The 26,509-nt window shown below is 68.4% G+C and carries 18 protein-coding genes; 10 read left to right on the top strand and 8 right to left on the bottom strand.

Annotation, left to right across the window (positions count from 1 at the left end; translation table 11 throughout):
* Window position 1: 1 nt before the first annotated feature.
* Window positions 2–1,153 carry a pyridoxal phosphate-dependent aminotransferase gene (locus tag GVY41_RS04900; protein WP_161343153.1) on the top strand — a complete coding sequence of 384 codons (1,152 nt, stop codon included), beginning with the start codon at window positions 2–4 and terminating at the stop codon, window positions 1,151–1,153.
* Window positions 1,154–1,210: 57 nt separating this feature from the next.
* On the top strand, window positions 1,211–2,440 hold the full coding sequence (locus tag GVY41_RS04895; RefSeq protein WP_161343155.1) for an N-acetylmuramoyl-L-alanine amidase: 1,230 nt from the start codon (window positions 1,211–1,213) through the stop codon (window positions 2,438–2,440).
* 25 nt (window positions 2,441–2,465) lie between these two features.
* Here the strand turns inward: GVY41_RS04895 and GVY41_RS04890 are convergent, their stop codons facing one another.
* A complete protein-coding gene (locus GVY41_RS04890) occupies window positions 2,466–3,518 on the bottom strand; it encodes an alpha/beta hydrolase (RefSeq protein WP_161343157.1) in 1,053 nt (350 codons plus the stop codon).
* Window positions 3,519–3,716: 198 nt separating this feature from the next.
* Between GVY41_RS04890 and GVY41_RS04885 the strand changes: the two genes are divergently transcribed.
* The 3 genes from GVY41_RS04885 to GVY41_RS04875 all read left to right on the top strand — a co-directional run bounded on the left by GVY41_RS04885 (window position 3,717) and on the right by GVY41_RS04875 (window position 8,746).
* Window positions 3,717–6,269 carry a penicillin-binding protein 1A gene (locus tag GVY41_RS04885; RefSeq protein ID WP_161343159.1) on the top strand — a complete coding sequence of 851 codons (2,553 nt, stop codon included), beginning with the start codon at window positions 3,717–3,719 and terminating at the stop codon, window positions 6,267–6,269.
* A 173-nt stretch (window positions 6,270–6,442) separates the two neighbouring features.
* A complete protein-coding gene (prfB, locus tag GVY41_RS04880) occupies window positions 6,443–7,570 on the top strand; it encodes a peptide chain release factor 2 (protein WP_161343161.1) in 1,128 nt (375 codons plus the stop codon).
* Between the two features lie 54 nt (window positions 7,571–7,624).
* The gene (locus GVY41_RS04875) at window positions 7,625–8,746 is read left to right on the top strand and encodes a CbiX/SirB N-terminal domain-containing protein (RefSeq protein ID WP_161343163.1); all 1,122 of its coding nucleotides are present in this window, start codon (window positions 7,625–7,627) and stop codon (window positions 8,744–8,746) included.
* 257 nt (window positions 8,747–9,003) lie between these two features.
* On the opposite strand, the gene GVY41_RS04870 is transcribed toward GVY41_RS04875, so the two are convergent.
* The 3 genes from GVY41_RS04870 to GVY41_RS04860 all read right to left on the bottom strand — a co-directional run bounded on the left by GVY41_RS04870 (window position 9,004) and on the right by GVY41_RS04860 (window position 13,151).
* Window positions 9,004–11,619, bottom strand: coding sequence for a methyl-accepting chemotaxis protein (locus GVY41_RS04870; RefSeq protein ID WP_161343165.1), 2,616 nt, complete (start codon window positions 11,617–11,619; stop codon window positions 9,004–9,006).
* A 70-nt stretch (window positions 11,620–11,689) separates the two neighbouring features.
* Window positions 11,690–12,265 carry a hypothetical protein gene (locus GVY41_RS04865; RefSeq protein ID WP_161343167.1) on the bottom strand — a complete coding sequence of 192 codons (576 nt, stop codon included), beginning with the start codon at window positions 12,263–12,265 and terminating at the stop codon, window positions 11,690–11,692.
* A 133-nt stretch (window positions 12,266–12,398) separates the two neighbouring features.
* Entirely contained in the window at window positions 12,399–13,151 is a 753-nt protein-coding gene (locus tag GVY41_RS04860) for a cytochrome c biogenesis CcdA family protein (protein ID WP_161343169.1), read from the bottom strand.
* A 93-nt stretch (window positions 13,152–13,244) separates the two neighbouring features.
* On the opposite strand from GVY41_RS04860, the gene GVY41_RS04855 reads away from it, so the two are divergent.
* Window positions 13,245–13,472, top strand: coding sequence for a sulfurtransferase TusA family protein (locus GVY41_RS04855; RefSeq protein ID WP_161343171.1), 228 nt, complete (start codon window positions 13,245–13,247; stop codon window positions 13,470–13,472).
* Window positions 13,473–13,895: 423 nt separating this feature from the next.
* Here GVY41_RS04855 and GVY41_RS04850 read toward each other — a convergent pair whose 3' ends face one another.
* From GVY41_RS04850 to purQ, 4 genes are all read right to left on the bottom strand, one after another.
* On the bottom strand, window positions 13,896–16,634 hold the full coding sequence (locus GVY41_RS04850; RefSeq protein ID WP_161343173.1) for an Rne/Rng family ribonuclease: 2,739 nt from the start codon (window positions 16,632–16,634) through the stop codon (window positions 13,896–13,898).
* Window positions 16,635–17,488: 854 nt separating this feature from the next.
* Entirely contained in the window at window positions 17,489–18,820 is a 1,332-nt protein-coding gene (locus GVY41_RS04845; RefSeq protein WP_161343175.1) for a sigma-54-dependent transcriptional regulator, read from the bottom strand.
* 45 nt (window positions 18,821–18,865) lie between these two features.
* Window positions 18,866–20,638 (bottom strand): sensor histidine kinase, encoded by a 1,773-nt coding sequence (locus GVY41_RS04840; RefSeq protein WP_161343177.1) that lies wholly within the window; start codon window positions 20,636–20,638, stop codon window positions 18,866–18,868.
* Window positions 20,639–20,685: 47 nt separating this feature from the next.
* Window positions 20,686–21,354: a phosphoribosylformylglycinamidine synthase subunit PurQ gene (gene purQ / locus GVY41_RS04835; protein WP_161343179.1), complete on the bottom strand. Its 669-nt coding sequence runs from the start codon at window positions 21,352–21,354 to the stop codon at window positions 20,686–20,688.
* A 461-nt stretch (window positions 21,355–21,815) separates the two neighbouring features.
* On the opposite strand from purQ, the gene GVY41_RS04830 reads away from it, so the two are divergent.
* The 4 genes from GVY41_RS04830 to GVY41_RS04815 all read left to right on the top strand — a co-directional run bounded on the left by GVY41_RS04830 (window position 21,816) and on the right by GVY41_RS04815 (window position 26,470).
* Entirely contained in the window at window positions 21,816–23,060 is a 1,245-nt protein-coding gene (locus GVY41_RS04830) for a hypothetical protein (protein WP_161343181.1), read from the top strand.
* Window positions 23,057–24,415 (top strand): cytochrome P450, encoded by a 1,359-nt coding sequence (locus GVY41_RS04825; protein ID WP_161343183.1) that lies wholly within the window; start codon window positions 23,057–23,059, stop codon window positions 24,413–24,415. The genes GVY41_RS04830 and GVY41_RS04825 overlap by 4 nt, the downstream gene beginning before the upstream one ends.
* Before the next feature lie 40 nt (window positions 24,416–24,455).
* The gene (chrA, locus tag GVY41_RS04820; protein WP_161343185.1) at window positions 24,456–25,694 is read left to right on the top strand and encodes a chromate efflux transporter; all 1,239 of its coding nucleotides are present in this window, start codon (window positions 24,456–24,458) and stop codon (window positions 25,692–25,694) included.
* A 314-nt stretch (window positions 25,695–26,008) separates the two neighbouring features.
* A complete protein-coding gene (locus GVY41_RS04815; protein ID WP_161343187.1) occupies window positions 26,009–26,470 on the top strand; it encodes an SspB family protein in 462 nt (153 codons plus the stop codon).
* The last annotated feature ends 39 nt before the right edge of the window (window positions 26,471–26,509 follow it).

Raw genomic sequence — 26,509 nt, 5'->3', positions numbered from 1 at the left:
GATGCGGACATCAAGGCGCGGGCTTGTCGATCCCTTCATCGTGATGGACGTGATGGAGGCCGCGCGCGCCGCCGAGGCCGCCGGGCGCCACATCATCCATATGGAGGTGGGCCAGCCCTCGACCCCGGCGCCCGCCGCCGCGCGGGCGGCGCTGGCCCGGGCGATGGAGCAGAATGCGCTTGGCTACACCGTCGCCCTTGGCCTGCCGGAGCTGCGGGCGGGGATCGCCGCGCTCTATGCCCGCTGGTATGGGGTGGAGCTGGACCCGTCGCGCGTGATCGTCACCGCCGGGTCGTCGGCCGCCTTCCTGCTGGCCTTCACCGCGCTATTCGATGCCGGCGACCGCGTGGCGCTTGGCGAGCCGGGCTACCCGTCCTACCGGCAGATCCTGCGGGCGCTGTCGCTGGAGCCGGTGGGCATCCCGGCCCGGGCCGAGGACCGGTTGCAACCCAATCCGCAGGATGTGGCGCTGGCGCCCGATCTGGCCGGGCTGATCGTCGCCTCGCCGGGCAATCCGTCCGGCACCATGCTCGGCCGCGATGCGTTGGCGGCGCTGATCCATGTCGCGGCCGAACGGGGCCTCGCCTTCGTGTCGGACGAGATCTACCACGGGCTGCATTACGAAGGGCGCGCGGTTTCCGCACTCGAGATTTCGGATGATGTCTATGTCATCAACTCCTTCTCCAAGTATTTCAGCATGACCGGCTGGCGGATCGGCTGGATGGTGGTGCCCGAGGATCATGTGCGCATCGTCGAGCGGCTGGCGCAGAACATGTTCATCTGCCCGCCCCATGCCAGCCAGGTCGCCGCCCTTGCGGCGCTGGATTGTATCGACGAGCTGGAGGCGAACCGCGCCGTCTATGCCCGCAACCGCCAGCTGATGCTGGAGGGGCTGCCGGGCGCGGGCTTCGACCGGATCGCGCCGCCGGACGGGGCCTTCTACATCTATGCCGATGTGTCCGGGCTGACGACCGACAGCCGCGCCTTCGCCGCCGAGATCCTCGCGGGGGCCGGGGTGGCCGTCACGCCGGGGCTGGATTTCGACCCGGTGCGCGGCGCGCAGACGCTGCGGTTCTCCTATGCAGGCTCCACCGCCGACATCGCCGAAGGCATCGCCCGGCTGACCACGTTCATGGCCGCCCGCAAGGCGTGATGCGGGGCTAGGGATTCGCGCCGCGCGCCGCTATGCTGGCGCGAAAAGGGCAGGGGCATGATCGGGTTTCTTCTTCGCAGACTGGCGCCTTTGCTGGCCGTGCTGCTGCTGGCGCTGCCCGCCGCGGCGCAGGAGCTGACGGCGCTGGCGCGGCTCAACGCCGGGGCCTCTGGCGTCGAGGACCGGGCGGGCGGCATCAATGTCACGCTGGCGCTGTCGCAGCCGGTGCCGTTCCGGGTGTTCCTGCTGCAAGATCCAGCCCGGCTGGTGGTGGATTTCCGCGAGGTGTCGTTCCAGGGCGCCGACCCGCTGGCGCTCGACCGATCCGCCCATGTCACCGAGCTTCGCTGGGGGGTGTTCCGCCCGGGCTGGTCGCGGCTGGTGGCGGAACTCGACGGGCCGTTCCTCGTGTCCTCCGCCTGGCAGGAGACCGATCCCGCCTCCGTCCGCATCCGGCTGGAGCCGACCGATGCCGCGGGGCTGGCCGCCGTTGCCGCCGATCCGGGCCGCGCGGTGGAGGGTACGATCTGGGACCTGCCCGACCCGGTGGTAACGGCTACGCCCAAGCGCCGCCAGACCGGCGAGGCGCCGCTGGTGGTGGCGCTCGATCCGGGCCATGGCGGGCTCGACCCGGGGGCCGAGGCGGCGGGCCTGACCGAGGCGCATCTGATGCTGGCCTTCGCGCGTGAGTTGCAAGAGGTGCTGCGGCGCGGCGGGATGCAGGTGGAGCTGACGCGGACCGAGGATGTCTTCGTGCCGCTGGAAACAAGGATTTCGGTGGCACGGGCGGCGGGGGCCGACCTGTTCCTGTCGCTGCACGCCGATGCGCTGGCCGAGGGCGAGGCGGTGGGTGCGACGATCTACACCCTGTCGGAAGACGCCTCCGACACCGCCTCAAGGTTGCTGGCCGAGCGGCATGACCGCGCCGACCTGCTGGCGGGGATCGACCTTGATGGCCATGATGACGAGGTGGCGGGGGTGCTGATGGACCTTGCCCGCACCGAAACCCAGCCCCGCGCCGACCGTCTGGCCCGGGCCCTGGCCGATGGCATCACCGCGGCCGGGCTGAAGACCCACCGCCGCCCGGTGCAGGCCGCCGACTTCTCGGTGTTGAAATCGCCCGATATCCCCTCGGTGTTGCTGGAGGTGGGGTTCATGTCCTCGGCCACCGACCGGGCGCGGCTGATGGACGAAGGCTGGCGGGCGCAGATGCAGGCGGCGCTGCTGGCCGGGATAAGGGCCTGGGCCGAGGCGGATGCCGCCGAGGCGCGGCTGATCCGGCAATAGCTACAGCAGTGTCGCCTTGGCAGGTCTAAAGCAGGGTCGCCATGGCTCCGGGCGCGCCGCTGTGAAAGGCGTGGCGCAGCCGGTCCGTCGCCAGCGTCATCGCCTCTTGCGCCGTCTCCACGACCGCGCCCATCCCGAAGAATTCATGCGTGACACCGTCGAAGGTGCGTTGCGTCACCGCGACCCCGGCCTCGGAGAGCCGCGCTGCCAGTGCCTCGCCCTCCGACAGCAACGGGTCGATCCGCGCGTTCAGGATCGTCGCGGGCGGCAGGCCCGCCAGATCGTCGCGGCCGACCACGTTCAGCCGGGGGTCATCAGTCTGGCCGTCGATCGGGAAGGCCTGCGCCAGAAACCACGCCATCCCCTGGCGGCCAAGCGGGACAGCCTCGGCATGGGCCACATGGGACGCCGTTTCCAGATCGTTCCCCGCCACCGGATACACCAGCAACTGATGCAGCGGCGGCGTCATCCCGCGGTCGCGCGCCGCCAGCGCCACGCCGATGGCAAGGTTGCCGCCCGCACTTTCGCCCGACACGGCCATCCGCAAGGGATCGCCGCCGAACTCCGCCGCTGTCTCGCTGGCCCACTGCCAGGCGGCGACCGCATCCAGATGCGCCGCGGGAAACGGATGCTCGGGCGCGCAGCGATAGTCGAAGGCCAGCACCAGCGCGCCCGCGCCAACCGCCAGCGCGCGGGCGGTGGCGTCATAGGAGTCGAGCCCCCCCAGCACCCAGCCGCCGCCATGGAAATAGACGATCACCGGCAATGGACCGGCGCCTTGCGGCAGGTAGGCCCGCGCCGCGATGTCACCGGCCGCGCCCGGGACCGAAAACTCGCGAATCTGCAGTCCCTTGTCCGCGGGCGCCGTGCCCACCCCTTCGGCCAGCAGCGCCGCCACGGCATCGGCCGGACCCGCCTGCGCGCGGAAGGCTGCTGCGTCCAGCGTGCCGGCGGGCCGCGCGCCAAGCGCCGCCAGCCGGTCCAGCACCGCCTGCATCTGCGGGTCCGGCTTGGCAGGGCCGCTGTCGCCGAACAGGGCCGACAGCACGCCGGCGGTGGTCTCGGTCAGGACGCTCATCTGCGGTCTCCTTGCAATTGCGGCTTGGGCTTCGGCCAACCCCGAGCCACCGCCGCGCGTTCCCCGGGCACGCCCGGCCCGGCGGGCTTTCGCGCACCCATCCCCCATCCCGTCCCCGATCTCGCCCCTGACACCGAGTTGTTTTGACCCTCGCCGCCACCCCGGCTATAGAGGCGCGGAACCTCCCGGAGCTGCCCCTTGATCCGTTTCCTCCTGAACTTCGTCGGCGCGATCTTTTCCGCGATCACCATTGGCGCGGCCTTTGTCGCGCTGTCGGTGGGCGCGATCTTCTGGATGTATGGCCGCGACCTGCCCAATCATGAGCAGCTGGCGCAATATACCCCGAAAACCATCAGCCGCATCTATTCCGGCGAAGGCCGCATCATCGACGAATTCGCCGAGGAACGCCGCCTGTTCGTGCCGATCGAGGATGTGCCCGATCTGGTGAAAGGCGCCTTCATCTCGGCCGAGGACAAGAATTTCTACCACCACGGCGGCTTTGACGCCCGCGGCATCGTCGCGGCGGGGGTGGAGGCGGTGCGCTCGCGCGGGGAAAACGTGCGCGGCGCCTCGACCATCACCCAGCAGGTGATGAAGAACTTCCTGCTGTCGTCCGACCGCTCGGCAGAGCGCAAGGTCAAGGAACTGATCCTGGCGACGCGGCTGGAAGAGACGCTGAGCAAGGACAAGATCCTGGAGCTCTATGTGAACGAGATCTTCCTCGGGCAGAACTCGTTCGGGGTCGCCGCCGCGGCGCAGACCTATTTCAACAAGACGATGGCAGAGCTGGAACCGCATGAGGCGGCGACGCTGGCCTCGATGCCGCAGGCCCCGGGGCGTTACCATCCGGTCACGGCCAAAGAGCGTGTGACAGAGCGGCGTAACTATGTTCTGCGCGAGATGTGGCAGAACGGCTATATCGACGAGGCGACCTATCAGTCCGAGGCCGCGAAGCCGTTGCGGTCCGTGCAGAACGGTGACTTCCCGGCCTTCCGCGAGGCGCTGCCGCCGCGCGACTATTTCACCGACGAGATCCGCCGCCAGCTGTCGCGCAGCTTCGGGCAGGAGGAATTCTTCGGCGGCGGCCTGTCGATCCGCGCCACCGTCGATCCCGACATGCAGTCGGTTGCCGCAATGGCCCTGCGCCGCGCGCTGGAGCAATACGACCGCTCCATCGGCGTCTGGCGTGGCACCGGTGTGACGGTGGACACGTCCACCCTTGGCGCCGAGGACACCTGGCGCGCCGCCCTTGGCGCCGCCGAGGTGCCGCGCGACATCGAAGGCTGGTTCCCGGCCGTGGTGCTGGAGATCGGCGAGCGCGACGCGCGCATCGGCATCGAGGGCACCCCGGATGACGAGGACGGCCACTGGATCCCGGCCGAGGATGTGACCTGGGCGCGCAAGCTGATGCCGGGGCGCGAGCGCGCGCGGCAGGCCCGTGTCGCGGGCGATCTGCTGACGGTCGGCGATGTGGTGCTGGTCCGCGCGATGACCAGGGATGACGATGGCAGCTTCATCCGCTGGACCCTGCGCCAGGTGCCGGACATCCAGGGCGCCTTCATGGCGATGGACGTGAACACCGGCCGGGTGATCGCCATGCAGGGCGGCTTCTCCTACCAGTCCTCGGTGTTCAACCGCGCGACCCAGGCGCAGCGCCAGCCGGGCTCGTCCTTCAAGCCCTTCGTCTATGCCGCGGCGCTGGACAGCGGGTTTTCCCCCGCCACCATCGTCGTCGACGCGCCCATCGAGGTGAACACCCCGCAAGGCATGTGGCGGCCCAAGAACGCCTCTAACCGCTTCTATGGTCCGACGCCGCTGCGCACTGGGGTCGAACAGTCGCGGAACCTGATGACGGTGCGGATCGCGCAGGAAATCGGCATGGATGTGGTGGCGGGCTATGCGGAACGCTTCGGCGTCTACAACCCGATGTCGCCGTTCCTGGCCAACGCCCTTGGCGCGCAGGAAACCACGCTGTTCCAGATGGTTGCCGCCTATGCCATGTTCGCCAATGGCGGCGAGCGGGTAGAGCCGACGCTGGTCGACCGGGTGCAGGACCGCTGGGGCCGCACAGTCTATCGCCATGACCAGCGCATCTGCGAGGATTGCGCCGCCGACAGCCTGCCCGCCGGCAAGGCCCCGCAGATCGCGTCGAACCGCGAGCGGGTGATGAACGCCATCACCGCCTATCAGCTGACCTCGATGCTGGAAGGCGTCGTGCAGCGCGGCACCGCCCGCGGCATCAACCTGCCGGTGCCAATCGCCGGCAAGACCGGCACCACCAACGATGCCAAGGACGTGTGGTTCATCGGCTTCTCCTCGAACCTCGTCGCCGGTTGCTACATCGGTTACGACCAGCCGCGCAGCCTTGGCAGCGCCTCGGGCGGCGGCATGTGCGGCCCGGTGTTCCAGAGCTTCATGGCCGAGGCGATCAAGGAATACGGGGGCGGCAAGTTCAAGGTGCCGCCGGGCGGGCATTTCATCAAGATCGACCGCTTCACCGGCGCGCGCCTGCCCGACGATGCCGTGGGCGACCATGTCGTGTCGGAATACTTCCGCGACGGCGAGGACAGCTTCATCGGCTTTGGCGCCTATGTCGATGGTGGCTTCGCGATGGGGCAGAACCTGCCGCTGTTCGCCTATGGCGAGCAGGGCGGCGACGAAGGCACCGCGATCACCACCTCGACCGGGCAGAGCCGGGTGATCCCGAAGAAGGCGGATTTCGGCACGCTGAGTTCGGGCGGGCTGTACTGATTGCTGGTGGAGGAGGGGGGCCGTCTGCCCCCCTCTTGGCGCGATGCGCCAATTCACCCCCCGAGGATATTTGGAAAAGGCAAAGCGCAAGCGGAGCTTGGGACGGGGCGGGCGCCTTGCCTCAGCAGGTCGATGGCGCTATGTCAGGCGACTGAACCAGCCGGAAGTGACCCATGCGCGCCGAGATCCAGAACACCTGCGAGACCATCCGCAAATCGCTGAAACTGCTTGGCCAGCGGATGGACTGGGAGACGGCGCCGCATCGGCTGGAAGAGATGAACGCCATGATCGAGGATGGCGACCTGTGGTCCGATCCCGAGCGTGCGCAGAAGCTGATGCGCGACCGTCAGGTGCTGATGGACAAGGTGGAGAGCTACCGCCGGCTGGAAGCGGGGCTGAACGACAATATCGAGCTGATCGGCATGGGCGAGGCCGAGGGCGATGACGAGATCATCGCCGAGGCCGAGGCCGCCCTGAAGGCACTGGCCACCGAGGCCGCCGCCAAGGAGCTGGAGGCGCTGCTGGATGGCGAGGCCGATGGCAATGACACCTTCCTCGAGATCAACGCCGGCGCGGGCGGGACCGAGTCCTGTGACTGGGCCTCGATCCTGGCGCGGATGTATGTGCGATGGGCCGAGAAGAAGGGCTACAAGGTCGAGCTGATGGCCGAGACCGCGGGCGAGGAGGCAGGCATCCGATCCGTCTCGTACAAGATCGTCGGGCAGAATGCCTATGGCTGGCTCAAGTCGGAATCGGGGGTACACCGGCTGGTGCGCATCTCGCCCTATGACAGTGCGGCGCGGCGGCACACCTCGTTTTCCTCGGTCTGGGTCTATCCGGTGGTCGATGACAATATCGAGATCGTCGTCCCCGACAACGAGATCCGCATCGATACCTACCGCTCCTCGGGCGCGGGTGGGCAGCATGTCAACACCACCGACTCGGCCGTGCGCATCACCCACTTGCCAACCAATATCGTGGTGACGAGTTCGGAAAAGTCGCAGCACCAGAACCGCGCCAATGCCATGGCGGCGCTGAAATCGCGGCTCTACCAGATGGAGCTGGACCGCCGGAATGCCGAGGTGAACGCGCAGCACGCCGCCAAGGGCGATGCCGGATGGGGCAACCAGATCCGATCCTATGTGCTGCAGCCCTACCAGATGGTGAAGGATCTGCGCACCGGGCATGAGACATCGGACACGTCGGGCGTTCTGGACGGTGATCTCGATGCGTTCATGGCGGCGACGCTGGCGCTGGACGTGGCCGGCAAGAGCCGTGCCGAGGCCAATGCCGAGGCGTGAGATGGCGCTCTTGCGGCCCGCGCGACGCGCGGTGTCCTTGCGGCGGCGTGCCCCATGACGGGGATCTGGTCCGAGGCAGGCGGTTCTGAACGGGCCAAGGCCACACCAGCCCGTCGCGCGCTGATCGTCGCGCATGGCCAGCCCTCCGATCCGGACCCTGCGGAAGCTGCGCTTGCGCGCCTCGCGGAACGGGTGGCTGCTGAACTTCCGGCGGCTTGGCAGGTCGAGGCTGCGACGCTCGCCGCACCCGGTGCGCTGGAGGCGGCGCTGGCCAGGGCCGGGTCAGGCAGTGCGCCGCTGCTGATCTACCCGATGTTCATCGCCGATGGCTGGTTCACCCAGGTGAACCTGCCGGCCCGTCTGCGCGCGGCGGGGATGGTGATCGTGCAAAGCGGCGCAGGCCTGGGCGATGATCCAACGCGCAATGACAGGCCCGCGGGGGCCCCCGCGAATGGCGATGGCATTGTGCGAGGTGAGGGCGGGGTGACCCTCCCTTGCGGGGGAGGGCGCGACCTTGGCGCGGCGGCCGCGGCTGCAGTCCTGAGGGCGCCGGAAGGGCATGACGGGACTTCTGTCGCGGGGAGAGCGGTGCCCAAGGGGCCTGCCGCGGATGGCCAGAAGCGCATCGCTGCCGCAGCCGATGGGCCGGAGCCTGCACAGCCCGCGGCGGCTGGCCTGGACGATGCGGCGGCATCGCGCGCGAACCACGGCATGCGGGACGTGCAGATCCTGCCCCCCTTCGGCCTCGATCCCGGCATTCTGCCGCTGGCCCTGCAGGGGCTTCGCGCCGCCCTCGCGGATCACGGGCTGCGCGCGGCCGAGATGGGGCTGATCGTCGCTGCCCATGGCTCGTTCAAGAGCCCGGCGCCTGCCGCGGTCGCGCGCCGGCTGGCGCGGGCGATCATTGCCGAGTTGCCCTTTGCCGAGATGCGCACTGCCTTCATCGACCAGGCCCCGCGGATTGCCGACTTCGCCGGTGGCCTGCCTGCGCCCGCCCTGTGCCTGCCGCTCTTTGCTGCCGCAGGGGGGCATGTCGAGGACGACCTCCCTGCCGCGCTTGCCGAAGCCGGGTTCTCGGGCCACATCCTCGCCCCTTTGGGGCTGGCCGAGGGCGCGCCCGGACTTGTTGCGGCGGCACTTCTGGCAGCGTCCGGGCGCGAATACCTAGGATTGTAGACCGCCGGACGTGCGTTTGCTCCACAGGCGCATCCTCGTTCAGCGATGCGGGTCTGGAGGCTGAACCGGCGAGGGCGTGACCGCGGCTGCCTGCTCCTCGCGCCTGGCTCAGGGAGGGGCGCAAATGTCGCGCGCATAACCTTGGCCAATCGACAGTCGCAGAGCGGCGAGGACGGCTGCCATTGGCCAAAGTTAGCAAGTCATGCAGCGTCGCGGCCATGCAGTGCTGCGGGCTTTGGCATAGTCCGGGGTGCAGCTCAGAAATCCTCCCAGTCGTCATTGCTCGCTGCGGGCTTCACGGCCAGTGCCGTCAGGCGGCGGCCCCCGCCGGAGGCAATGGCAACCTTGGGTGCGGGGGCGCGCGGCGCGGGTTTACTGGCGGCGCGGGCGGGGGCTGCGGCGTGCGGGCGCGCTGCGGGGCGGGGCGGGGCTCCGGTGCCGGCGGCGCCAGTGCGGAACCGGGCCATCGTCGCCGTCAGCGCCTCGGCCTCGCGGTTCAGCGAATGGCTGGCGGCGGTGGTCTGCTCGAACATCGCGGCGTTCTGCTGCGTCACCTGGTCGAGCTGGTTCACGGCGATATTGATTTCCGCGAGGCCCGAGGACTGCTCGCGCGACGACACTGCGATATCGGACACGCAGGAATAGATATCGGCGACCGAGGTTTCGATGCCGCCAAGCGCCTGGCCGGCCTGGCCGACCAGATCGACCCCGCGCTTGACCTGATGCGAGGAGGCCGAGATCAGCCCCGCGATCTCGCGTGCCGCTTCCGAGGAGCGCTGCGCCAGCGCCCGCACTTCCGAGGCGACCACGGCGAAACCGCGCCCCGCCTCTCCGGCCCGCGCCGCCTCGACCCCGGCGTTCAGCGCCAGCAGGTTGGTCTGGAACGCGATCTCGTCGATCACGCTGGTGATCCGAGAGATCTTGCCAGAACTTTCCTCGATTTCGCCCATTGCCACCACCGCCTCGCGCACCACATTGCCCGACACCTCGGCATTGGCCTTGGCTTCCGAGACCATGCGGTTCGCCTGGCCCGCGACCTCGGCGGCGGACTTGACCGAAGATGTCAACTGGTCGAGCGCCGCGGCGGTCTGTTCCAGCGTCGCCGCCTGCTGTTCTGTACGCCGGCTCAGATCGTCGGCGGCAGAGGAAATCTCGCCAGCCTCGCCACGGATCGCTTCGGCATTCTCGACGACGCCCTGCATCGCAGCACGCAGCTGATCGGTCGCCTCGTTGAAATAGGCGCGCAGCCGTTCGTATTCCGGCGAGAAGGGTTCGGTGAGCTTCGTGGTCAGATCCCCGGCCGCCAGTTGCTCGAGTCCCATCCGCAGCGCCTCGACCACGCGGTGCTGCGCCGCCTCCATCCGGTTGCGCGCGGCTTCCGCCGCCGCCTTCGCGGTCTCGGAAGCGGTCACGTCGGTGCCCAGCAGGATCAGGCTGCGGATCTGGTTCTTGCGGTCGCGCACGACCCCGAAGCTGCCATCGAGAATGACCTCACCGCCATCGGGCCGCGCCAGCCGGATCTGGCCGGTGACGCTCTGTCCCTGTCCAAGCGCCTGCAACATTTTTTCGGGCGTCTCGAAGCCTTCGACGCTGATTCTGCTGCGGAAATCGACTCCCAGCAACTGGTCGGCGCTCCGGCCGAGCGCCCGGTAAAAGGTGGCGTTGGCCGAGTCGAGCTGTCCCGCCGGGGTGAACTCCGCGCGCAGCTGGTTGGCGTCGATGGCCTCCAGCACAGCGGCATTGCGAAGCTCGACCGACAGATCCTTCCATTCGACCACGAAACCGATATGGCTCCCGTCGATGCCGCGGACCGCATTGACCTCGATCACCAGGTTGGCCCGCCCGAAGCTCAGTTCCGCCCGGAGTGGCAGCGCAGACACGTCCGCGAGCCGACGGCGCGCCGTGGCGCCATTGCCCTCGTGGAAGTTGTCCATGCTGCGCCCGATCAGCGCCGCAGGATCGAACTCCGGCAACCGGCCGCGGATGTCACCGGCATGGGTCGTCATCAGATGGGACAGGGCGGGGTTCACGAAGAGAATCTTCATGTCGGTGTCGCAGATCATCAGCGCGGCCGAGCATCCTTCATAGGCCGAGCCCTTGAACATGCCGATCCGCGTCGCCTCGGCGGCGTCTTGCAGCGACGAGCGGAAGGTTTCCAGCGATTGGGCAATGGCACCGATCTCGTCATGCCGGTTCAGCGCCGGAACCTCGACCGCGTAATCCCCCGTCGCCACTTGCCGCATCGCGCCATTGACCGCCACCAGCGGCCGCGAGACCATGCGGCGGAACGGGATCGACATGGCGAAGAGCGAGATCAGCAGCAGCACCGCCCCCAATGTATAGGCACGGATATGCGTCTCGCGCACCAGCTCGGAGGCGAGGTTCCGGTTGGCCTTGATCACCACGGCACCCGTCACCGCATGCTCCTTGCCGAACACTGCGGGGTAGGAGAGAGTTTCATGGTCGCCGGCGTCATGGAGGGCACCCGTCGCCTGCGCCTTGGCCCCGGCTTCGGCCATCGCGGCGTTCGGCGGCTCGCCGGCCGAGGCGACCAATGCGCCTGTGCGGTCATAGGCGGCCAGCGACAGCACGGCCTCGGGCGCATGGTCGAGCGCGCTCTGCAGCAGGTCTGCCACCGCCGCGTGATTGCCGAAATGCAGGCCGGGCCCGACATCATCGCTCAGCAGGGTCACGATGGTGCTCGCCCGGGCCTCGACGCCGTCGCGGGCGGTGCGGTCGGTGGCGCGCCCGTCGGTGATGGCCATGGTGGCGATGATCAGCGCGGAGCAGATCGCAAACAGCATCGCGGTCTTGGCAAAGACCGATCGGGGCAGGAGGCGGGCGCCGCGCGCCGGGTCTTGGGGGCGAGCCATCGGGAAATCCTTGCAGGCAGATGGGGGAAGGGGGCGGGGCAGGGCCGGCTGGCCCTGCCGTCACGCCGGTTCAGAAGGTCTCGGCATTCAGCCCGACGGTGATCGCGCCGATCGCCTGGCCGCTGGCCGGGTCGGTGACGGTCATCGACACCTGCGCCTGATAGGTCTGGGTGGATTCGTCGAGTTCGACCGCGCCCAGATGCAGGGTGCCGGGGCCGTGCGGAAAGGTCTCGCTGAACTTCTCTTCATCGCCCTGCCAGAAATCCGAGGTGATGCCCGAGGTGGCGACGTTGAGCCCGAGCGCATCCATCACGAAGACCTCGGTGATGGTGCCGCCGGCAGCCTGAACCCGGGCGCGCAGGAAATCGGAGGCGGGGTTTTCCAGCACCGGGGTGATCGTCGGCATCGCCGCGGCGCCGACCTCCGCCCGCCAGGCAAGGTCCAGCGCCAGAACCCCGTCGGGGGTGAGCGCGGCGCGAGCGCTGTTCGCGGCATGGATCGCGTCGATCAGCACCGGGTCCTGGACCCAGGCTGCGACCTCTGTTTCGGCATAGGCCTTCAGGCGGCCTTCAAGCTCTGCCGAATGGACGGGCAGGGCGGTGATGGCGGCAAGCGCGATGGCTGCGGCGGCAAGGCGGCGGGGCATGAACGATCTTCTCCCTTTGCGCGGCGCGCACGGGCGCCGGATTCCTCAACTGGAGGGCAAGTTAGGGATCGCAGGTTTCCGCTTGCTTAATCGCGGCGGGGTGCTTCGGATTTTATGCAAAGAGCCGGAGGGCTCAGCCAAGCGTCGCCAGCGCCGGGAAGGTTTCCAGCAGCCACCACGAGAATTGCGAGAAACCGCCGGTCAGCATCAGCAGGCCGATGGTCCAGAGCAGCAGGCCCATGATCCGCTCGATCCGCTCCATGTTGCGCTTGAAGAAGGCCATCGCCCCGGTCAGCCGCGGGAAGAAGGCGGCCACCAGCAGGAAGGGAATGCCAAGGCCGAAGGCGTAGATGGCCAGCAGGGCGGTGCCGCGGGCGATGCTGTCATCCTGCGCGGCAAGGCTGAGGATCAGGCCAAGCTGCGGGCCGATGCAGGGCGTCCAGCCAAAGGCGAAGGCCAGCCCCAGTACATAGGCGCCAAGGGCCGAGCCGCCGCGGTCGCCCGCATCCATCCGCGCCTCGCGCAGCAGCAGCGGGATGCGGATCACGCCCAGGAAATGCGCGCCGAAGATCATGACCATGATCCCGGCGGCGGTGTTGAACCAGCCCTGGTTCTGCAGGAAGAACCGCCCGAAGATCGAGGCGGTGAAGCCGAGGAACAGGAAGACGGTGGACAGCCCCAGCACGAAGAACGCCGCCGCCAGCAACGCCTTGCGGCTGGCGCGGCCCTCGCGCCCCAGATCGGACATGCCGATGCCGCCCATATAGGCAAGGTACGGCGGCACGATCGGCAGCACGCAGGGCGAGAGGAACGACAAAAGCCCCGCAACCAGCGCGACGGTGGCGGCCGGCAGGAAGCTGGCGTCGATGAGGTCTATCCCGAACATGCCAAGGGCTTAGCCGATCCGCCGCGCCCCGTCACGCGGCAAGCCATCACTTCGCCGTGGACAAATCGCCCCACGGGGCCTATCGCGCCGGGCATGGAGATTGCGCTGGAAATCGACGCCCGCGGGCTGCTCTGCCCGCTGCCGGTGCTGAAGGCCCGCAAGGCGCTGCTCGGCCTGCCGCCGGGCGCCGTGCTGCGGATCTGGACGACGGACCCCGCCGCCTGGATCGACCTGCCGCATTTCTGCACCGAGGCCGGGCATGAGTTGCTGGCGGCCGAGGATGCGGGCGGGGATCAGGGGTTCACGATCCGCAGGGGGTGAGGGCGGAGTTGCTGGGGCCTGCCGGCTCAAGCCGTCACCTCTCATGCCGCGCCCGCCTTGGCGAAGACCATCGCCTTCGCCACAAGCTGACACGTCATCTTGCACCGGGCGGGCCCTCAAATGGCCCGGCCAGCGCCCGCCCCGCCCTCGGCGGGCGCTTCTCGCCCGCCAGGTCGGGCGCTGTCCTCCCCCGGTTTCTCGCTGCCAGCGGCTCTGGGGGCATATGTCCTGCACGGGCGGGGGCGACGCAATGCCTCGCCTTTTCCCGCCCGAACCGAGCGTTGGGAATGCCGCGGTGAGGCAGCCGTGCAACCTGCCTGCCCGCGAAATGCGGTCACTGGCATCGAAGCTCCCGCCCCCCAAACGACAAGCGCCGGACCCGAAGGTCCGGCGCTGTGCCGTGGTCACCGTGAGACGGGGTGCTTACCGCGCCCACCAGCCGCGGCGCTTGGGCTTGTCGCCGTCTTCCGCAGCCGCTTCGGGCTCGGCCGGGGTCGGCTCGGGCACCGTCACCGGGGCCATCGCCTCGACCAGCTCCGCCGCGGCGGCCAGATCGGCCTCGGGCGTTGCCGGGGCGCGGGTCTCGCCAGCGGCGTCGCCCGCTTCGGCGACGGGGGCCTCTGCCACCGTCTCCGCCACAGGCGCGTCCGCCACCTTCTTCGCCCGCGGCTTGGCCGGGGCGCGGGTGCGCTTGGGCTTGGCTGCGGGTTCAGCGGCTTCCGGGGTGGCGGCGGCTTCGGCAGCAGCCGCAGCAGCAGCCTCCAGCGCCACTCCAGCCTTGGCGCGCGGCTTGCGGGTGCGAGTCTTCTTCTTCGGCGCTTCGGCCTCGGCGTCCACAGCAACCGCTTCCGGCTCTGCCGCAGCGTCCACTACCATGGCGCTTTCCGGCGCCTCGGTTGCGGAAACTGCGTCGGAAGCGGCATCATCACCGTCATCCTCGCCCTCGTCGTCGCCCTGATCAGACCCGGCCTCGGTCCCGGCGTCTGCGCCGTTGCCATTGCCGTTCTTCTTCTTCCGACGACGCCGGCGCTTCTTCTTCGGGCCGCGCTCGCCATCGCCCTCGGCCGCAGCCTCGGGCGCCGCCGGAGCAGCAACCGGGGCCACCACGGCAACCTCGGCCTCTTCCTCTTCAATCGCCTCGACGGCGACCTCTTCCTCATCCAGATCCGCCATCAGCGCGGCATCGGTCGCCGACACCACCTGCAGCAGCGATTCGGGGACATTGCGCACCGCGGTCTTGAACTTCTCGACCACGAAATCGGGGCTGACGAGCGAGGGATCCGCCTCGACCCGCACCGACATGCCATAGCGCGCTTCGATCTGCGCCACATGCTCGCGTTTCTGGTTCATCAGGAAGTTGACCACCGCCACCGGCGCGCGCAGCAGAACCTCGCGCGAGCGCTTGCGGGTGCCCTCTTCCTCGATCGCCCGCAGGATCGACAGCGCAAGACTGTCGTCGGAGCGGATGATCCCGGTGCCATGGCAATGGGCGCAAGGCTGGGTGGTGCTTTCCAGCATCCCCGGCCGCAGGCGCTGACGGCTCATTTCCAGAAGGCCAAAGCCCGAGATGCGGCCAACCTGGATGCGGGCGCGGTCGGTCTTCAGCTTGTCCTTCAGCTTCTTCTCGACGGTGGCATTGTTGCGCCGCTCTTCCATGTCGATGAAGTCGATGACGATCAGCCCGGCAAGGTCGCGCAGGCGCAGCTGGCGGGCGATTTCCTCGGCCGCCTCGCTGTTGGTCTTCAGCGCCGTTTCCTCGATCGAGCCTTCCTTGGTGGCCCGGCCCGAGTTCACGTCGATGGCGACCAGTGCCTCGGTGATGCCGATCACGATGTAGCCGCCGGATTTCAGCTGCACCACCGGGTTGAACATCCCCGACAGGTAGCCTTCCACCTGGAAGCGCGCGAACAGCGGCTGCGGCTCGGCATAGCGCTTCACCGCCCCGGCATGGGTCGGCATGATCATCTTCATGAAGTCCTTGGCGGTGCGATAGCCACGCTCGCCCTCGACGATGACCTCGTCGATCTCCTTCGAATACAGGTCGCGGATCGACCGCTTGATCAGGTCGCCTTCCTCGTAGATCGGGGCCGGGGCGATGGATTTCAGCGTCAGGTCGCGGATCTGCTCCCACAGGCGCAGCAGGTATTCATAGTCGCGCCGGATCTCGGTCTTGGTGCGCTGGCTGCCCGCGGTGCGGATGATCAGGCCGGCGCCTTCCGGCACCTCGATCTCACCGGCGATTTCCTTGAGCTTCTTGCGGTCGGCGGCATTGGTGATCTTGCGGGAAATGCCGCCACCGCGCGCGGTGTTCGGCATCAGCACGCAATAGCGGCCGGCGAGCGACAGGTAGGTGGTCAGCGCGGCGCCCTTGTTGCCACGTTCTTCCTTGACGACCTGCACCAGCAGGATTTGCCGGACCTTGACCACTTCCTGGATCTTGTAGCGGCGCGGACGCGGTTTCCGCGGGCTGCGGATTTCCTCGGCCACATCCTCTTCGGCGATGGACTCGATCTCGTCATCGGTCTCGGCGGCATGGTCGGCGGCCACATAGGGCTCGTCGGCCTCGGGCTCGGATTCCGCCGCGTTCTCGGCGTCTTCCTCGGTCTCGGCCTCGGCGCGGGACGACCCACGGCCACCCCGGCGGCGCGAGCTGCGCTGCGGCGCCGGGCGGGCATTCGCCGCATCCTCGGCCGCGGAATCGCCGCCGATATCCTCGGGCGCCTCGTCATCGTCCGACAGATCGACGATATCCATGTTGCCGATGTCGTCGCCGCTGGTCACCGCATCATCCGACGGCGCGGAGTGCGCCTTGGGCTGGCTGCGGGTCTGGCGTTTGCGGGTGCGGGCGGCGTCTTCGGCCTCCTGCGCTTCGGCAAAGGCGCGTTCCTCGGCCAGCAGCGCCTGACGGTCGGCCAGCGGGATCTGGTAGTAATCCGGGTGGATCTCCGAGAAGGCGAGGAAGCCATGGCGGTTTCCGCCATAGTCCACGAACGCCGCCTGCAACGAGGGTTCGACCCGCGTTACCTTTGCGAGGTAGATGTTCCCCGCCAGCTGGCGCCTGTTGAGTGTTTCAAAGTCGAACTCTTCAACCTTGTTTCCGTCCACCACGACTACGCGGGTCTCTTCCGCGTGTGTGGCATCGATGAGCATCTTCTTTGCCATTGTATCCGTATTCCGCACGGCAAGGCCCGCGCGCGGCCAGAGGCCGGGCAGGGGTGTCGCCGTAAATTTTCATTGAAGCTCTGCGCACGGAGGAAGACGCGGCTGCAGCGGCGGCACATGGCCTGCCTCTGTCCTGCCTGATCGTCTTCACGCGCTGCATCGCGGTTCTTGTCCCGGCACCCCGAGGGATGCCTTTGAATTGGCCCCTCCGGCAACAGCCGTCAGGACGAATGAGTGGCCTTGCGGCCCAATCGACCCATCCGCGCGGCAGGGGGGCCCTTGTCAGGGGCCGATTGCCGGGAATGGCAGCGAAACTGATGGATCGGCGGCGCGACGGGCGCGGTCCGGCCGATGTTCTGCAACTGTAGCGGGGAACGCCGCGGAAACACAATCGGTTTTTCGGGCGGCGTCGATTGCGGGCGGGCTGGCGCGCAGGCAGCGCTCTGCGCCAGCCCAGACACAAGTGTCTAGACCAGCGAGAGAACCAGTATTCCGATCACGCCGACCAGGATCACCGGCGTGAGCAAGACAAGACGATAGATGACACCTTGATACCGCGGCTTTATGGCGTGGCACCGCCCGCAAGCCTCGCCGGACAAACGCATCTTGTGGCCGCACTCGTGGCACCGGAACATACGCAACTGTATCAGTGATGACATGGCTGCACTCCTGCCGGAGAGGCTCCCCCCGAGCGCTAGGGTATATGCTACGTTGCAGCATTTCGCTACTGGCGCGTGACGACATGCGAAAAGAATCTAAGTGGGCCTTGGGCAAACGGTGCCTCGCACGCCGCTTTCTGGCGCCGCCGGACCTGTCATGCGACGCGCCCGGCAGCCTGCCCGCAGGCCATTCGACTAGAGGTAATCCGAACGGCTCAACGCATATTTCGCCATTTTCTCGTTCAGCGTGCGCCGCGGCAGGCACAGCTCGTCCATCACTGCGGTGATCGATCCCTTGTGCCGGCGCATGGTATTGTCGATCAGCATCTTCTCGAAGCTTTCGACATATTCCTTCAGTGGCTTGCCTTCGGTGCTGATCGCCGGGCCCGCGGCCTCGTTCTCGGTCATCAGCAGCGACGCGATCGAGCCCGATCCCCGCCGGTTCTGCAGCACCGCCCGTTCGGCCACATTGATCAGCTGGCGCACATTGCCCGGCCAGGGCGCCTGCAGCAACTGCGCCGCCTCCTGTGCGGTGATCGCCGGGGCCTCGCAGCCATATTCCTCGGCGAACTGCTCGGTCATCCGCGTGAACAGCGTCAGGATATCCTCGCCGCGGCTGCGCAGCGGGGGCAGGGTGATCTTCAGCGCCGACAGCCGGTAATAGAGGTCGGGGCGCAGCGCATCTTCCACGGTGCGGCCCTGCTGGTGATCGTTGCAGATCGCCACGATCCGGGTTTCCGCCGGGGTGCCCTGATCGTTGATGAAGGTCAGCAGCCGCGCCTGCAGCCCTTGGCTCAGCGCCTCGACATCCTCCAGCAGCACGGTGCCGCCGCGCGCCTCCTCGACCAGCGGCAGCGGTCCGCCTTCCTCGACCGGGCCGAACAGCCGCGCCGCCAGCACATCCTCGGAATAGGCCGCGCAGGACAAGGACGCGAATTTCTTGCCCGCCCGCGGCCCCACCGCATGCAGCGCATGGGCGACCAAGGTCTTGCCGGTGCCGGTCTCGCCGTCGATCAGCACGTGGCCGTCGGCCTGGCCCAGATCGAGGATATCCTCGCGCAGCCGGTCCATCGCCGCGCTGGCGCCGATCAGCTTTTGCATGATGCCCGATCCGTCCGACAGCTCCTTGCGCAGCGCCCGCGCGTCCAGCGTCATTCGCCGCGCCTGCGTCGCGCGCTTGGCCAGTTCGGTCATCCGGTCGGGGTTGAACGGCTTCTCCAGGAAGTCCCAGGCCCCCAGCCGCATCGCCTCCACCGCCATCGGCACATCGCCATGCCCGGTGATCATGATGACCGGCAGGCCGCTGTCCTGGCTCATCAGCCGCTTGAGGAACACCATCCCGTCCATGCCCGGCATCTTGATGTCGGACACCACCACCCCCGGCCAGTCAGAGCCGATGGCCTTCAGCGCATCCTCGGCGCAGGCGAATGTCTCGGTGTCAAATCCCGACAGCGCCAGCCACTGGCTGATCGACTGCCGCATATCCTGTTCGTCATCGACGATAGCGACCTTCATGGTGCGTGCCATTGTTGTTCTTACTCCGCTTGGTCGTTCTTCATGGTCGCGCCCGGCCTATTCAGCCGCGCGGGCCTCGTTCCCCAATATGGGCAGTTGCATCTCGAATACAGCCCCGCCGCCCGGAGCGTTGCGGGCGGTCAGCCTCCCGCCAAGGTCCTTCATGATCCCCGAACTGATCGCCAGCCCCAGCCCGACACCGTCGCCGGGCTTCTTGGTGGTCCAGAACGGTTCGAACATCTTGTCCAGCTCGGAAATCCCGTGGCCATTGTCGCGCACGCTCAGCCGCGCGGTCTCGCCGGCGGCCAGCAGGATCTCGATCTGCGGGTCGTGGGTCTCGCGGGTTGCGTCCAGCGCGTTGCGCAAAAGATTGATGATCACCTGTTCCAGCCGGATCCGGTCGGCCATCACCATCACCGCGCCGCGCGGCACCGTGCGCACGATCCTGACCGCGCGGGTGCGCAGCTGCGGCTCCATCATCGTCAGCGCCGAGGACAGGCACAGCCGCAGATCCACCGGCTCGAACGCCTCGCCACCCTTGCGGGCGTAGGATTTCAGCTGACGGGTGATCGCCCCCATCCGCTCGATCAGGTCGTCGATGCGCTGGAAGGAGGACATCGCCTCGGCCGGCCGGTCGCGTTGCAGCAGCAGCCGCGCCCCCGCCAGATAGGTCTTCATCGCGGCCAAGGGCTGGTTCAGCTCATGGCTCACCGCCGCCGACATTTCGCCCAAGGCCGCCAGTTTCGAGGATTGCGCCAGCGTCTGTTCGGCCACCGCCAGGTCCTTCTGCGCCTTCTCGCGCTCTGCGATTTCCCGCTGCAAACGCGCGTTCAGCTGCCGCAGTTCCGCCGACTCGCGCTGGAACAGCCGGGTCTGGAACCGCGCCCGGCGCGAAAGCTGGTAGAACGCCAGCGCCATCAGGATCGCAAAGCCCATGATTTCCAGCGCCAGAACGGCATTCACCCGCTCGCGGATCGAATCGTAGGTCGAGAACGAGGTCATGCGCCAGCCGCGGAACGGCACCCGGCTGTCGATGCGCATCACCGCCTCGCCCTGCACATAGGCATCGGGCGGCTCATTGGCCCAATCGGCCGTCGCCTGCAGCGCCCGCCGGATCGCCGAGGGCGCCGAGCGCACCGCCAGCGCCTCGTCCATCGTCAACCCGCGCCAGCGCGGCTCGGTCGCCAGGATGATCCGCCCCTCGCTATCGGTCACCGCAATCGCATCGGCGATCACCGACCAGCTGCGCTCGAACTTCGACAGGTCCACCCCGACCAGGATCACCCCCACCACCTGATTGTCGAGCAGGACCGAGCGGGAATAGGTGAACTCGAACCCGCCGCTGTCGCGCTCGGTCACGGTGAACACCGTGTCCTTCGACCGCAGGCCGGCAATGTAATGCGGGGCCTGCGACAGGTTGCTGCCCAGTTCGTTGCGATCGGTCGCCGCCACCACCCGGCCGTAAGCGTCCAGCAGCAGGATCGAGGCCGCGCCGATCTCCTTCTGCGCCGAGATCAGCCGGGCCGAGGTCAGCGCGTAATTCTCGACATCCAGCGCGGTGATCAGCGCGGGGTCGCGCGCCAGCAGCAGCGGCACCACCGAATTGCGCTGCAACTCCGACAGGATGTTGCCGGTATACAGCGCGACCCGCACCTCGGCGCGGTTGCGCGTCGTCTCGGAAAAGCGCGCCGTCAGCCAGGCATTGGTGATCCAGATCACCGCGACCGCGACCAGCACGATGCCCGCCACCACGCCCCGCAGCCACCACGCGCTGCGCCGTCCGGCGCGGGCCGGGGGCGGGGACGGGGCTGGAATGTCGCTCAGGCTCATGCGCGCCAGCTTACGCAGCGCGCGCGCCTCTCTCAAGCGGGCGCCGCTCAGGCTGCGGCCATCGCGCCCAGAATCGAGCGGAACAGCGCCGATCCGTCGGTTCCGCCCTGCGCCGGGTCCACCGCACGCTCGGGATGCGGCATCATCCCCAACACCCGGCGGTTGGGGCTGAGGATGCCGGCTATATCGGCCATCGCGCCATTGGGCGTGTCGAGATAGGTGAAGGCGATGCGGTCCTCGCCCTGCAGCCGCGCGAGGCCCTCGGCATCGATGGTGTAGTTGCCATCGTGATGCGCGACCGGGATACGGGCGACATCTCCCACCGCCCATTCGTTGGTATAGGGGCTGTCCGAGGTTGCGATGCGCAGATCGACCGGCTTGCAGACGAACTTGAGGCTGGCATTGCGCATCAGCGCGCCGGGCAGCAGGCCCATCTCGGTCAGCACCTGAAAGCCGTTGCAGATCCCCAGCACATGCCCGCCCTTTTCGGCGAAAGCCCTGACGGCCGCGGCCACCGGAGATTGCGCCGCAATCGCCCCGCAGCGCAGGTAGTCGCCATAGGAGAACCCGCCCGGCACGCCGACGATATCGGTGCCCGCCGGCAGCTCCGGCTCCTTGTGCCAGACCCGCGCCACCTCGAAACCGGCGCGCTCGAAGGCCACCGCAAGATCGCGGTCGCAATTGGACCCCGGAAAGGTGAGGACTGCGGCTTTCATCGGCGGGCGCTCCATCGGCTGGGGAATGGCGCTGCCATAGCGCGGAACGGTGGTTTTGGCCAGAGGGATGGTGGGGGTGAAATGGGAGGCTGGTTTAATTGGTCGTGCGGGGGGCGACCCCTCGAGACTCCCACTCCGCTCTCCATGGCGAAGGCCATCGCCTTCGCCACGCGGTGCCCTCGCAACTCTTACCGGACGGGCCCCCAAAGGGCTCGGCCAGCGCCCGCCCCGCCCCTGGCGGGCGCTCCACGCCCGCCAGGTCGGGCGCTGTCCTCCCTCGGTCTCGCGCTGCCAGCGGCTCCGGGAGCAGCCGCCCCGCACGGGCGGGGTCGAGGCAGTGCCTCGCCTTGTCCCGCCCGACCTCGCCGTTCCGCCACACCCCGGCCCAACCCCGCCCCATAACCCCCTTATTCCGGCCCAACTTTCCCGCTACTCTGCCCCCGAACGGGCAGGGGCGGCGGATGAGCGACGATACCAAGGTGGCAAAGCGGCGGGTGTTCTACATCCCCGGCTATGACCCGATCCATCCCCGCCGCTACCGCGAGCTTTACCGGCGCGAGGGCGCCGAGCAGGCGCGGCTCGAAGGCTACACCCTCGCCCTGCGCCCCAAGACCGGCGGCGGCGCCTATGGCTGGCATGTGGAGGCGCAGATCGAGGGCGCCCGCACCGAGGCCGATATCGACGTCCTCGTCTGGTCCGATATCGTCCGCGGCTCGATGGGCCAGTCGATCCTCGCCACCTATGGGCAGCTGGTGCGCACCGCCTGGGTCTATATCGTCTCCGGCGCGCTCTTCCGGCTGATGCGCCTGCGCAAGGGTCCGATGATCGCCGCGCTCTATCCGGTGGGGATGCTGCTCGGGCAACTGGCACTGGCCCTGCTGGCGGGGCGGCTGGTGGGCGCGCTTGCGGCCTGGGGCGGGGCGGCCGCTGGTCTGCCGGCGCTGCTGGCCACCGCGCTTGGCTGGGCCCTCGCCGCCGCCACCCTCGCCTTCGTCCTCATCCGCTTCCGCCGCGCCGACCCGCGCTTCTACGCCTATTACCTGATGCACGACTTCGCCTATTCCGCCCGCTGGCAGGGCGCGAGCCCGCCCGAGCTGGAGGCGCGGATGGCCGAGTTCGCCGCCACCATCGCCGAGGCGCTCACCCAAGACTGGGACGAGGTGCTGATCGTCGGTCATTCCTCCGGCGCGCATCTGGCAATCTCCATCCTCGCCGACCTGATCCGCGATGGCCGCGTGCCCGCCACCGGCCCCGTGCTCTCGCTGCTCACCCTCGGCCAGGTGGTGCCGATGGTCTCCTTCCTTCCAAAGGCACAGCGCCTGCGCCGCGACCTGCGCGACCTCTCGCAGCGGGATGAACTCACCTGGATCGACGTCACCGCCCCCGGCGACGGCTGCGCCTTCGCGCTCTGCGACCCGGTCTCGGTCACGGGCGTTGCGCCGCCCGGCAAGCGCTGGCCGCTGGTCCTGACCGCCGCCTTCACCCGCACCCTCAGCCCCGCGCGCTGGAAGGCGCTGCGCTGGCGGTTCTTCCGGCTGCATTTCCAGTATCTCTGCGCCTTCGACGCGCTGCCCGGCAAGGCGGACGACTACGACTATTTCCGCATCACCGCCGGCCCGCGCAGCCTCGCCGCCCGGCTCGGGGGCCGGAGCCCGGCGAAAAGCCGCATTGAAACTCCCGTCAACCGTTATACCGATTGCGGATGACCCTTCCCCCCAAACCGCCCTCCCGCCCCGACAAGGTCTCGCTCTGGCGTTACCTGCGGCTCTTCCGTGCCGATATCCTCTCGGCGCAGCCGGCGCGGCTGTATCGGGCGTGGATGGCCGAATTCCGCACGCCCTTCTTCAGAAGTTACCTTTGCAATGACCCGCAACTGATTGATCTCGTGCTGAAAGAACGCCCCGCCGACTTCCCGAAATCGGACCGCATCCGCGAGGGCCTTGCCCCGCTGCTCGGCAACTCGGTCTTCGTCACCAATGGCGAGGTCTGGAAACGCCAGCGCCGGATCATCGACCCGGCCTTCGAGGGCGGCCGCCTGCGCGACACCTATCCCGCGATGCTGGAGGCGAGCCTCGCCGCCCGGGACCGCATGATGAAGAACGCCTCGCAAGATATTGAGATAGAACAGGAAACCAGCCACGCCGCCGCCGACGTCATCTTCCGCACCCTGTTTTCCATCCCCATCGAGCACAGGGTCGCCGCCGAGGTCTTCACCCAGTTCCGCGACTACCAGCGCACCCAGCCGCTGTTGAACCTCGCCGCCTTCCTGCCGATCCCGACATGGATGCCGCGCTTCCACCGCCGCTCCACCCGCACCACCGCCAAGGCAATCCGCGCTCTGATCACCGGGCTGACGGCGCAGCGGATGCAGGAAATCGCCGCCGGAACCGCGCCCGATGACCTTGCCACCAAGATCATGACCACCGCCGATCCGGTGACCGGGAGCCGCTTCGACGTCGAGGAAATGGTCGATCAGGTCGCGATCTTCTTCCTCGCCGGGCATGAAACCTCCGCCTCCGCTTTGGCCTGGGCACTCTACCTTCTGGCGACGCATCCCGAAATGCAGGCCAAGCTGGCCGCCGAGGTCGCGGACCTTGGCGAAACCCCTGACTTTTCAGCCATTTCCAGGCTGAAGTTCACCCGCGACGTGTTCCGCGAGGCGCTGCGTCTCTACCCCCCGGTGCCGATGATGGTGCGCGAGAACCGCTGCCCCGAAACCTTCCGCGGCCGCTTTGTCGCGCCCGGCGCGCAGGTGGTGATCTCGCCCTGGCATGTGCAGCGGCATGAACGGATGTGGACGACGCCCGACGCCTTCGACCCCGGCCGCTGGCAGACCGAGGCCTGCCGCCACGCCGTGCGCGAGGCCTGGCTGCCCTTCTCGGCCGGCCCCCGCGTCTGCACCGGCGCCGGCTTTGCGATGATCGAGGGGCCGCTGATCCTGGCCGTGCTGGTGCGGGCCTTTCGCTTCGAGCCGGTGGCGGGCAAGGTGCCGGTGCCGGTTGCCCATCTGACGGTGCGCGCCAAGGACGGGATCTGGCTGCGCCCGGTGCCGCGCGACTGACCTCTGGACCTCGCCCGCGTCTTGGGGAATGGTCCGCGCCATGAGCGCCTTGCCCGAGATTGCCCGCACCTTCCTGAAGCTCGGCCTCGTCTCGTTCGGCGGGCCGGCGGCGCATATCGCGCTGATGCACAGGGTGCTGGTGGATGAGCGGCGCTGGCTGACCGAGGCGGAATTCCTGCGCGCCCTGTCGCTGTGCATGCTGCTGCCGGGCCCCGAGGCGACGCAGCTGGCCACCTGGGCCGGATGGCGGCGCGGCGGGGTGGCGGGGGGCGTGATCGCGGGGGCGCTGTTCGTGCTGCCGGGCGCCGCGATCATCCTGGCGCTGGCGGCGGGCTATGTTGCCTTCGGGCAGGCGCCGGCGGTGGCGGCGCTGTTCCTGGGGGTGAAGGCCGCGGTGGTGGCCATCGTGCTGCAGGCGCTGACCCGGGTCGGGCGGCGAGCCCTGACCGGCACCGCGCAGCGGCTGGTGGCGCTGGCGGCGTTTGTGGGGATCTTCGCGCTTGGCCTGCCGTTTCCGCTGATCCTGGCGCTGGCGGCCTTGTGGGGGGCGGTATTCGTGCGGGTGTCGCTGGAGCCCTTGACGGCCCCCGTGTCAGCGCCCGCGCCCACAGGCGGCGCGGTGCTGGCCTGCCTTGCGCTCTGGGTCGGGCCACTCGCCCTGCTTTGGGCGATCGGCGCCGAGTTCCTGCTGGCGATTGGCCTGTTCTTCTCCAAGCTGGCGCTGCTGACCTTTGGCGGGGCCTATGCGGTGCTGGCCTGGATGGTGGAGGCGGTGGCGATGGATCGCGGCTGGGTCAGCACCGCGCAGATGATGGATGCGCTTGGTCTGGCGGAAACCACGCCGGGGCCGCTGATCCTTGTGACCGAGTTCGTGGGCTTCGTCGCGGGCCATGCGCAGGGCGGCTGGGGGATGGCGCTGGCGGCTGCGCTGCTGGTGCTGTGGGTGACGTTCCTGCCCTCGTTCCTGTTCATCTTCGCGCTGGCGCCGTTCATGGACCGGCTGACGGCAGAGCCGCGGCTGGCGGGCGCGCTGCACGGGGTTACCGCGGCGGTGGTCGGGGTGATCGGCAATCTGGCGGCGGTCTTTGCGCTGCATGTGCTGTTCGGCCCGCCCGGCGATGGCCCGCTGGCGCTGCCCGCGCCGGACTGGAGCGCGTTCGCTCCGGCCGCGGCGCTGATCGCGGTCGGGGCAGGGGTGCTGCTGCTGGGGTTGCGCTGGCCGCTGGGGGCGGTGCTGGCGCTGTCGGCGCTGGCGGGGCTGGGGACTTCTCTTATCTGAAAAGCCTTCCTTTGCCCGGAATCAAGGCGCCTTGGCGCCGCCGGGCAGCGCCCGTCCGCCCCCTCGGGCGGGCGCTTTGCAGCGGTTCCGTCTAGAAATTCTGTGGGAGGGGTTGAGAGATAAAGTGCCTAGAATTCCTGTTGCTCGCCCACCCGGCGGACCGGCGCCGCCCTATGACTGTGTGAACTGGCCGGGCTCACGGACCTTCTATCCCCGTTGAATCCGCCCCCTTTCCTTCGGGATCGAATCCCCTATGCTGGCCCCATTGTTCCGCCACCCTCCCGCGGTATCCCCAAGCCCCTCGAGGTTCCGACATGGCCCGCCAGATCGACTATGGAAACCTGATGCACCGCGCGCTGCGCAGCCTCATCCAGGAGGTGCTGCAGGACGTGGCCGATCACGGGCTGCCCGGGGCGCATCATTTCTTCATCACCTTCGACACCCAGCATCCGGATGCCAAGCTGGCCGACTGGCTGCGCGACCGCTATCCGCAGGAAATGACGGTGGTGATGCAGCACTGGTTCGACAATCTGGTGGTGGATGACGAGGGCTTTGCGATCACGCTGAACTTCGGCGACATGCCCGAACCGCTCTATATCCCCTTCGACGCGGTGCGCACCTTCGTGGACCCCTCGGTCGAGTTCGGCCTGCGCTTCGAGACGCAGGAGAGCGACGACGACGACGACGAGGAGGACGAGGACGGCGACGAGGCTGAGGATGATGACGCCCCCCGGCAGGATGCCGAAGTGGTGCGGCTGGATACCTGGCGCAAGTAACGCTGCACCTGCATCGCAGATTGCTTTTCGCAGCGGCAT

It is taken from the genome of Frigidibacter albus, from assembly GCF_009908165.1.
In the GTDB taxonomy this organism is placed as follows: Bacteria; Pseudomonadota; Alphaproteobacteria; order Rhodobacterales; family Rhodobacteraceae; genus Frigidibacter; species Frigidibacter albus.
Note: the sequence above shows the minus strand (reverse complement) of the source record. Positions and strands in the feature narration are given on the sequence as shown.